The following is a 9,811-nucleotide window of genomic DNA, read 5'->3' as shown; positions in this document are numbered from 1 at the left end:
TCAAGAAAATTTAAGTATAAAATTGGACTATACATTTTGTCCATTCGGTATAAATGCCGAGTATACAGAATGTTAGGCCAATTTTCTCAATAAAAATTAATACCTAAAATTGGACTAAACATAATGTACATTCGGTATTAGAAGCCGTATTAGAATTGTATTGCAGATGTTTGGATCAATCAAAAACAGGTAAAAAAAAGCCTTCAGAACGCTAGGTGCTAAAGGCTTTGGAGTTAAAAGTTGGTCGAGTTATTTCTTATTTGACTCTTTTAGGTAGTTCTCTAATGCCATGGTCATGGAAGGTGCTTGTGGACTTGGAGCCATAATGTCTAATCGAAGTCCATGTTCCTGAATAGCTTTAGCGGTGGTATGACCAAAACATCCGATGCGAATATCACCTTGCTTAAAATCGGGGTAATTTTTGAACAAGGAACGAATGCCTGACGGACTAAAAAACAGAATCATGTCGTAATTTAGTTCGGGCAAATCACTAAAATCGCTGGCAACGGTGCGATAAATGATAGCTTGATTATAAGAAATTCCAAATTCTTCCAATGTTTGAGGAGTTTCCTCTTTGTAAATGTCGGTACTTGGAAGTAAGAATTTCTCTTCTTTATGTTTTTTAATAACCTCTGACAAATCTTTTAAGGTGGATTTGCCATAGAATATTTTGCGTTTACGGTAAACTACGTATTTCTGCAAGTAAAAGGCAGTGCTTTCAGAGATGCAAAAGTACTTCATGGATTCCGGAACTGTGATGCGAAGCTCATTGCATACACGAAAAAAATGGTCAACAGCATTGCGGCTGGTGAAAATAATTGCAGTATGATCCAGGATGTTGATCTTGTCTTTTCTGAAATCGGAACCAGGTATTCCCTCTACTTTAATAAAGGGTCGGAAGTCAATTTTTACATTGAACTTTTTTACCATGTCGAAATACGGACTTTTATCCGTTTCAGGTTTTGGCTGAGAAACCAGTATGGTTTTTACTTTTTGTTTGATTTCTTTCTCCATCCTTGTTTAAAATGTACTTAGCCCAATTGATTGCTCAGAAATTTTGCCACTAACACGAGAGGCAGAATTTCGAGGGTGCAAAAGTATAAAACTAAATGAACGATAGAAACACCCTTTTTAGATAATCCGATTAAAAATCCTCTAACAACTCTTGCTAAAAATGAAACACCAAGTATAGCAAGGCCTGTAAGAAAAAAAAACCTGGAAAAATCTTCGGGCATAAAGCGAATTAAAATTACAATGGGTAATAAAAGGAGTCCGGAAAGCTTGTTATAAAGAAAAACATTAAAGATATAGGCTTCAGTTTCTTTCTCTACCTTAAAAATACTACCTAATAAACGAATGGATGATACTTTCATCCCATACATGATTCCAACAAGAATTAACAGTAGTAAAAAAACAATCAGACCGGCATAGGGCCCGGAAAAATAGACCGGTACTCTGAAATATTTGATTATTTGTAACAGATAAATTGGCAACGCAACCCAAAAAATGGCTGTCAGAAAAATGGATACACGTTGTGTAAGTGCCGATTCTTCGCGAACAATTTGATTACTCAATTGAAAATCGAAGGAGGCCGAAATTAATTGGGTAAAGCGGCGGTAGTAACTAACTCGCAAATAGGCAATAATGGACAAAATAAGAACCAATAAGGCAATCAACCATTCTTCACGGGCCGTGTTGCGTATGAGTCCACTTGGGTGCAAGCGCTCTAATGCATGATTTTTAAAAATGGAAGTCGTGTATTCGATTTTTTTGGGAGCAGGAACAGGCTTTGTTACAGGCAAGGCCGGCTTAACTTGAACCAAAGCGGTATCACCTGCCTGATGAAGCGAATCGACCGAAAAAACTTTACCGGTATCTTGAACCACGTAGCAAAGCTAATCGACTACAGCCCTTGCCAAACATTCTGAAAATAATTTCGCTAAATGCCTTTTGTTAAAAAGTTTAGTCCTATTCCAATACCACTTTTCTGATTACCACCTTTTCGCCTTGCTGATACCTGGCCAGATATATTCCCTGGGACAAATTCTCGCATGAAATGGTATAATCAGGTTCGGAACCTACCCGATAGGAAGTCACCACTTGTCCGGATAAATTAACCAAATCTATGGTTGCAGGTTCTAGCCCTTGGCTTCGAATTAGGTGAAGTTGGTTTTGACTTAAGAACATTAACAAATCGGGCTGAGTAGAATTGTTTTCCGGATTTTCGGCATTGGAAAGACGAAGAAAAAAACGTCCGGTTTCTGCCTCATCTTTTCCTATCAAAACCTGGATAGGCTTTCCTGGTTCCAATACCACGGAATTCTTTTGAAGACGATCTTCCCAAATTATTTTCATTCCTCCTGTATTCAACAATTCGGTAGGTAAAAAGTTGTAAGCTCCGCTGGCTGTTACTTTAACACCTATGGGGATTGTTTTTTCCGTTTGAAAATGCTTCAAGGCATTCATGGTTAAAGGTGTTTCTTCTTCGAGTGTATAAATGGAAATTGCCGGAGATTGTTCAGAAAGGAACTTTGGTGCATCACCGTATTCGTCTAATTCGTCGGAGGAATGTAAATCCTGGTAAACCACCGTTTCGTCCCAATCGCCATCTTCATGCGATAGAGCCTGGTTTCTTCCTATGCCCAAACGAAGGAAAGGCCATTCAGGCTGTTCCTGTTTGAAGAAAGGGGCATTGGTACCGGTGATTCGGGTAGAACCGGGAATGGAAAAGCTGCCTGAACTATTGCATCGGATAAAAAAGCCCTGTGAAGATGCAATTTTGTCGCTTCCTCCATTGATGGAAACGCCGGTGAGAGCATTGTAGGAAACATATTGATTTACCTTCCATTGGTAAATAATTGCCGAGACAAGCGACGAGTTTTGGGAGTAAACCAAATCCCAATCCAGCATAGATGGATGAGGGTTGCCAACTAAATTCCATCCGTCAGATAATGGCTGGGTGGAGGTGGTATGTGTGATAGGTCGGGTTGGAGTGGTTTGACTTACCGTGCCTAAAACATCAACGGTTGTACCACTAAACATACAGGCATAACCCCTTACCCGATCGATGGGATTGGAGGCACCGGTGGTGGCTATCCAACCTACCATCATGTTGGCATTCGGATTAGATTCTTCATAGCGCCAAAGGGTTGGCCATGGAATGGTATTGGTAACACCGTCATTTACAAACCCATCTTGTCCCTGTATGGTAAAGTCGTCGGACCAGTCGCTAATAAACGTTCCGCTAACCGGAGTGCTTAAATAATGATAGGTTGTAGAACCGGGTACATAGCGCTGCACGGTAAGCAAGGAGCTGGGGTTATATACTCCGTTCATACCCGATGAAAAGTTGTCGAGGTAAGCAGTGCCATTGCTGTTTGATTGTAGAGTTACGGCTCCGGCTGGCGCAGTAAAGGTGCCAGATTTCAAGTTAAGTGAACCAACAGCGTTTGTGGGTACAATTCCAACGGTGGCTCCTGAATTTACCGAAACTCCATTGGAATTGTCAATTTCCAAAGTATGGAAGTTGGAATTTCCGGTCAAAGTTTGGGAGCCGGAAGTGCCATCAGCAATAACTTTACCTGCAACCAAGGAGGTGCCTGAATTGGAAAAGTTGGCTTTTAAATGCAGGGTTCCGGCATTTTGAATGGTTGCCCCGTTTTGGTTTTGTCCGTTTCCTTCCACATACAAATTCACACCCGATTGAATGGTCAGGGTTGTTTGATTAACCAATTGAGCCTTGCCTGTTAATACCAGGGTAGCAGAGGTTAAAAAGATTAAAATTCCTGCTTTCATGTTTGTTTTACAGTGATGAATGAACAACTGAATTAATTGGTAGTCATGGAAGCAGATTCATTGCCTGATTTCACTCCCTGTTGTAAGCCAATTTGAGCCTTAATTTGTTCTATATCGCTGGAGAATGTTGCCATTTGGTCTTTCAGAAGTTCGTTCTCACTGCTTAAGCGGGTAATCATTTTAAAGAGCTCCTGTGTGGCTGAAATGTTTAAGGTTGAAAGTGCTTCGTAATCAACGGTGTGGAAGTCATTTACTTCAACCCCATAAACAAACACTTTTCCGCATTTAGGACTTTCTACACGGAAAGAACCCGGGGTAGCCTCGGTTACCTGAAGTAGTTCAGTACCGCTTTCGAAGATAAGTTTCACTTTATCACCGGCTTTAAGGGTATTGTTTAAGTTGATTTTACCGTTTTGAATATCAGCCAATTGATAGATGTTGGGAATAACATCGGTCATGGTACTTACCGCCTGTGGGAATACTTGTTCTACTTGTTGGGCGATTACCTTTTTATAGGAGTTGTTTCCTTTTTCAATGGTATCTATTAAGGTATAATCGGTAATTTGGATACCTAATAGTCGTTGAAGATCTTCTTCATTGTTGGATAGCCCTTTTATCTTTTTGATTCGGGCATCGGAATAGGCATTGAATTCGGTTGCAGCAATTCGGGCAGAAGCATAAATGGAATAAAAGGTAGATTGGTTGGAAGCGGTACCTGTATTGGCACTGCTATTGAGGTAGCCATAGCTAAGGGTGGTAGTTTGGGAACCATTAACTTCTAATTTTGCTTTGGTGACATTGGTAGTTCCAATGCCCACATTATTACTGCTGCTAACAAACAAACCGGGCGATTCATCTGTTTCTGCTGCACTGTTACCCCAAAGTGCCAAACCTGCATCTGAACCACCAATACGAAACCAAGCTCCGTTTGATAAGCCTCGGATGGTTGGGTCGTTGTTTCTTCCGGAGAAAATACCAACTTTACCCAGTACATCCAGGGTTTTGGAAGGAGCCGAAGTTCCAATTCCAATATTTCCTGCTGCGGTAATCCGCATTTTTTCTGATGGGTTGCGGTTGGCAGTACCTGATGCACCAGGACTGGCGGTTCCAAATACAATGGAGCTGGCAGCACTGCCATTGCCGGTTGAAATACCACTGTTTAAAATTAAATTACCACCGCTGGCATTGGTAACTCCAACTGCCGCTCCTCCCGACTGAATAGTTAAGTCGTTTCCATCCGCTACTGTTGTATTACGTTCCATGGCAATTTTACGATCCGTTGTTCCATCTCCACCAAAAGAAAAATCGGAACTTGGTGAAGAAGTACCTACTGCCAGTTTTCCGAAAACAGTAATAAAATCACTGCTAAAATCTCCGTAAATTAATGGAGTAGTAGTTTGAGCATTGTCTATATGCAATTTATTGCTTCCATTTTCATAATAACCGGCATTGGTTCCCAGAAAAATGTTTCCGGTTCCTGTAGTGGTTGCATAACCTGCATTTCTACCCAATGCCACATTGTCTGATCCTCCCTGATTATTAAATAATGCATTATGACCAACTGCAGTAGAACCCGATCCTGTAGTTGAACGCATAGCATAAGTGCCTAATGCCGTATTGTAACTTCCGGTATTGTTAAAAGCTAAGGATTGGGCACCCATAGCTACGTTTTCAGCTCCGGTAGTGGCTGTAAATCCGGATTTGAAACCAAAATAGGAGTTGTATGTAGTAGAACCTACACTGAAGTTCTGACCGGATTGCTCTCCAAACCAGGTATTACCTGCTGTGTTGGAAGTATAAAAATGACCTTTGTCCATCACTAAATATTCAATTCCGGCCATTGAAAAACGAATTTTATCTTCATTGGAGTTTTTTTCTACTTCAATTTTGGTATTGGCATCAGCATCTTGTAATTTATTAGGTGCAATGGCCGTATTGGGATTAACCCAGGAAGCATTTCCCGATGCGTCGCTTTGCAGGATATAATTAGCTGCCGCGCCGGAAGTCAATTGCAAGTCAGTTGTTTTTGTCTTACCATTAATTTCTAATTTCTCAGAAGGGGAAACCGAGCCAATCCCAACATTCCCATCTTTATTAATGACCATTTTATCTGAGGCAGTAGTAGAGGAACTTGCAGTTCTGAAACGGATTTCGGTTCCATTTGGACCACCGGGCTGGCTTTCTGCTACGACATATAATTTATCTGAAAAGCCATCCAACCTAAAAGGAGGTGCACTTCCTGTACCACTGTTGTTTTCTAGGTAAATATTCCCGTTTACCTGAACATTATTTCCAAATGTAGCTCCTCCACTGGTTTTTAATGAACCGGCAACTTCCAATTTTTCAGATGGACTTACCGTTCCTATTCCCACATTTCCGTTATCGGTAATGGTTCCATCGGTGAGGGTGGTTCCGTTCCATTTAGGTACTGAATTGGAAGTGGTTGATGAAACCTGTGGATCGCTTTCCGTTACAGTCAATGTAGTTGGTGCAACCCAGGTAGCATTTCCGGACGCATCGGATTGCAATACATAGTTTGCCGCAGCACCGGAGGTTATTTGCAAGGTGGTGGTTTTGGTTTTTCCTGCCACATCCAATTTCTCGGAAGGTGTAGCTGAACCAATTCCCACATTGCCATTGTCGGTTATGGTTCCATCGGTGAGGGTGGTACCATTCCATTTGGGTACAGCATTGGAAGTGGTTGAGGAAACCTGTGGATCGCTTTCGGTAATTGTTAATGCAGTTGGTGCAACCCAGGTCGCATTTCCGGATGCATCGGATTGCAATACATAGTTAGCTGCTGCGCCGGAAGTGATTTGTAAATTGGTGGTTTTTGTTTTGCCTGTTACATCTAGTGTTGCAGTCGGAGCAGTAGTTCCAATTCCAATGTTTCCAGATGGCATTATATTTATAACATCGGTCATATTTGCCGCAGATCCGGAAGTTCCGGAAGTGGTGCTTGAACTGATAAAAATTCGTCCTGTTCCAGTTTCCATCCCTATTAAACCACCAAAATTGGTATTACTGTAGCGCCAGGCCGAATTGTTGTAATACGTATTGAATCCAACAACTGGATAGTTTGACATGATATACAACGGATTATTCCCTCCAAATCGGGCTTGGGTTCCTGAACTGTTACCTAATTGAATCTGAGCATTGGTTGGTGTCGAAGTTCCAACCCCAAGGCTTGATGCAAAATAAGCATTGCCGTCGGTTTGAGAAGTTCCATTCACATGCAATTGGGCTGCAGGTGCCGTAGTGCCAATTCCCACATTACCATTGTCGGTTATAGTTCCATCGGTGAGGGTGGTTCCGTTCCATTTGGGTACGGCATTGGAAGTTACTGAGGAAACCTGTGGATCGGTTTCGGTTACGGTCAATGCGGTTGGTGCAACCCAGGTCGCATTTCCGGATGCATCGGATTGCAATATATAGTTTGCCGCAGCACCGGAGGTCATTTGCAAGGTGGTGGTTTTGGTTTTGCCAGCTACATCCAATTTCTCGGAAGGAGTAGCAGAGCCAATTCCCACATTGCCATTGTCGGTTATAGTTCCATCGGTGAGGGTGGTTCCGTTCCATTTGGGCACAGCATTGGAAGTGGTTGAGGAAACCTGTGGATCGGTTTCGGTAACTGTTAATGCAGTTGGTGCAACCCAGGTAGCATTTCCGGATGCATCGGATTGCAATACATAGTTAGCTGCTGCGCCGGAAGTCATTTGCAAGGTGGTGGTTTTGGTTTTTCCTGAAACATCTAATTTCTCCGTAGGCGACATGTTTCCAACACCCACATTTCCATCTTTGTTAATTACCATCTTATCTGAAGCAGAAGCAGAGGAAGATGCGGTACGGAAACGAATCTCTGTTCCACTTGGTCCACCGGCCTGGCTTTCCGCAATTACATATAATTTATCTGAAAACCCATCCAGTCTAAAAGGAAGAACACTTCCTGTACCGTTGGTGTTTTCTAAATAAAAATTCCCATTAACTTGTATATTATTTCCAAAAGTGGCGCCTCCGGTTGCCTTTATTGCGCCTGCTACCTCTAGTTTTTCAGATGGAGTTACAGTACCTATACCCACATTGCCATTGTCGGTTATGGTTCCATCTGTCAAGGTTGTTCCATTCCATTTAGGAACGGTATTGGAGGTGGAAGAAGATACTTGTGGATCATTTTCGGTAACAGAAAGTGCAGTTGGTGCAACCCAGCTTGCATTTCCGGAGGCATCGCTTTGCAATACATAGTTGGCTGCGGCTCCGGAGGTCATTTGCAAGGTGGTGGTTTTGGTTTTACCTACCACATCCAATTTCTCAGATGGGGTAGTGGAACCTATTCCCACATTGCCATTGTCGGTAATGGTTCCATCTGTCAAGGTTGTTCCATTCCATTTAGGAACGGTATTGGAGGTGGAAGAAGATACTTGTGGATCATTTTCGGTAACTGTTAGTGCAGTTGGAGCAACCCAGCTTGCATTTCCGGAGGCATCACTTTGCAAAACATAGTTTGCGGCTGCTCCATTGGTCATTTGCAAAGTGGTGGTTTTGGTCTTACCAACCACATCCAACTTCTCAGATGGGGTAGTGGAACCTATTCCCACATTGCCATTGTCGGTAATGGTTCCATCTGTCAGGCTAGTTCCGTTCCATTTAGGCACAGCATTGGAAGTGGCTGATGAAACTTGTGGATCATTTTCAGTAACAGTCAGTGCAGTTGGTGCAACCCAGCTTGCATTTCCGGAGGCATCGCTTTGCAATACATAGTTGGCCGCCGCTCCGGAGGTCATTTGCAGAGTCGTTGTTTTAGTTTTACCCGCTACATCCAATTTTGCACCCGGGGTAAAATTTCCAACTCCCACATTTCCTCCATATCCGTTTAAAACCAAATCGGAATTTTGAATCAGACTATTACCGCTTCTTCCTTGAACATCATTACCGGCATAGCCCAACATCACTCCTTTATTGTTGGTTGTTTCTCCAATTAGGACTGGTATATTGCCTGTTGTGTTTACACTTAGTTGAGGGTTAACATTATTGGACATGGCCGCCCCAACTGTTAGCAATGCATTGGGAGAAGTTTCCCCTATTCCTACTTTTCCATTGTTCAAAATATTGATAACATCGGTCATAGTTGCCGTTCCGTCTGCAGCTCCGGAAACTGAACTGGTACTTATAAAAATACGACCATTGTTCGGACTCATACCAATTAATCCTCCATATCCGGTTGTTCCAAAATTCCAGGATGAACCTCCATAATAGGCATTAAACCCCAGAACCGGATAATTAGCCATTAAATAGGTAGGATTGCTTCCTCCAAAGCGAGCTATAGTAGATCGTCCGGGATTTTCCACATGTAATTTAGCATTGGTTGGACTGGTAGTTCCAATTCCAACATTCCCTCCGTTGTTAAAAATATTGCTGGTATTGGTTACCCAGGCCGAGCCGTTCCAATAGGGTGTATTTCCTGCCGCAGACCCATTCGTAAGATATCCGGTAGCCCCTGTAGCTCCGGTTGCTCCGGTTGCTCCTTGTGAACCAGTCGCCCCGGTAGGTCCTGTAGGTCCGGTAGCTCCACCTGAACCTGAGCCCAATGGCAACCAAGCTGTTCCGTTGTGTCCTTCAAAGGCCGAACCGGTCCAGCGAATACTTCCGGCTAAACCCACAGAGGTCATACCAATTCTTAGTCCGCCGGCTACATCAAGTTTTTGCTGTGGATTGGCTACATCAACGCCTACATTTTGAGAGTGCAGGTACGAAATAGAAGAAATGCTTAGAATAAAGAAGGCAAGTGTTTTTCTTATCATAATGGGATTTTTGATGACGCAAAAGTGTAACAACCAAAATCCATGGAGATTAACAAAAGTTAATTTCGAACAGGGGATAATTCCTTGATATCATTTTAATAGGTTTTTTCAAACTTGCCATTCCTCTTTCGTTCCTCCATGAAATCAATCTTAATTTGGAAAGCAATGAAAGAACAACTTTACTCATTCGATTTATCACTCCATCTGCTTATAAGGGT

Annotated in this window: 4 protein-coding genes; all 4 read right to left on the bottom strand. The window is 42.5% G+C overall.

The features are described from left to right. Positions 1–249: 249 nt before the first annotated feature. Positions 250–1,014, bottom strand: coding sequence for a uroporphyrinogen-III synthase (locus K1X82_03845; GenBank protein MBX7181223.1), 765 nt, complete (start codon positions 1,012–1,014; stop codon positions 250–252). A gap of 17 nt (positions 1,015–1,031) precedes the next feature. After that, positions 1,032–1,886, bottom strand: a complete 855-nt coding sequence (locus K1X82_03840) for a DUF4271 domain-containing protein (GenBank protein ID MBX7181222.1) — start codon at positions 1,884–1,886, stop codon at positions 1,032–1,034. Positions 1,887–1,968: 82 nt separating this feature from the next. Next, a complete protein-coding gene (locus K1X82_03835; GenBank protein ID MBX7181221.1) occupies positions 1,969–3,795 on the bottom strand; it encodes a T9SS type A sorting domain-containing protein in 1,827 nt (608 codons plus the stop codon). A gap of 32 nt (positions 3,796–3,827) precedes the next feature. After that, entirely contained in the window at positions 3,828–9,593 is a 5,766-nt protein-coding gene (locus K1X82_03830) for a tail fiber domain-containing protein (GenBank protein MBX7181220.1), read from the bottom strand. Positions 9,594–9,811 lie beyond the last annotated feature (218 nt).

The sequence above is a fragment of the Bacteroidia bacterium genome, assembly GCA_019695265.1.
Lineage (GTDB): Bacteria > Bacteroidota > Bacteroidia > JAIBAJ01 > JAIBAJ01 > JAIBAJ01.
The sequence above is the reverse complement of the archived record's forward strand: the minus strand, read 5'-3'. Positions and strand labels throughout refer to the sequence as shown.

Excerpts from the sequence above, each read along its gene's own strand:
- K1X82_03845 (MBX7181223.1), bottom strand. The coding sequence starts at position 1,014 with ATGGAGAAAGAAATCAAACAAAAAGTAAAAACCATACTGGTTTCTCAG.
- K1X82_03835 (MBX7181221.1), bottom strand. The coding sequence starts at position 3,795 with ATGAAAGCAGGAATTTTAATCTTTTTAACCTCTGCTACCCTGGTATTA.
- K1X82_03830 (MBX7181220.1), bottom strand. The coding sequence starts at position 9,593 with ATGATAAGAAAAACACTTGCCTTCTTTATTCTAAGCATTTCTTCTATT.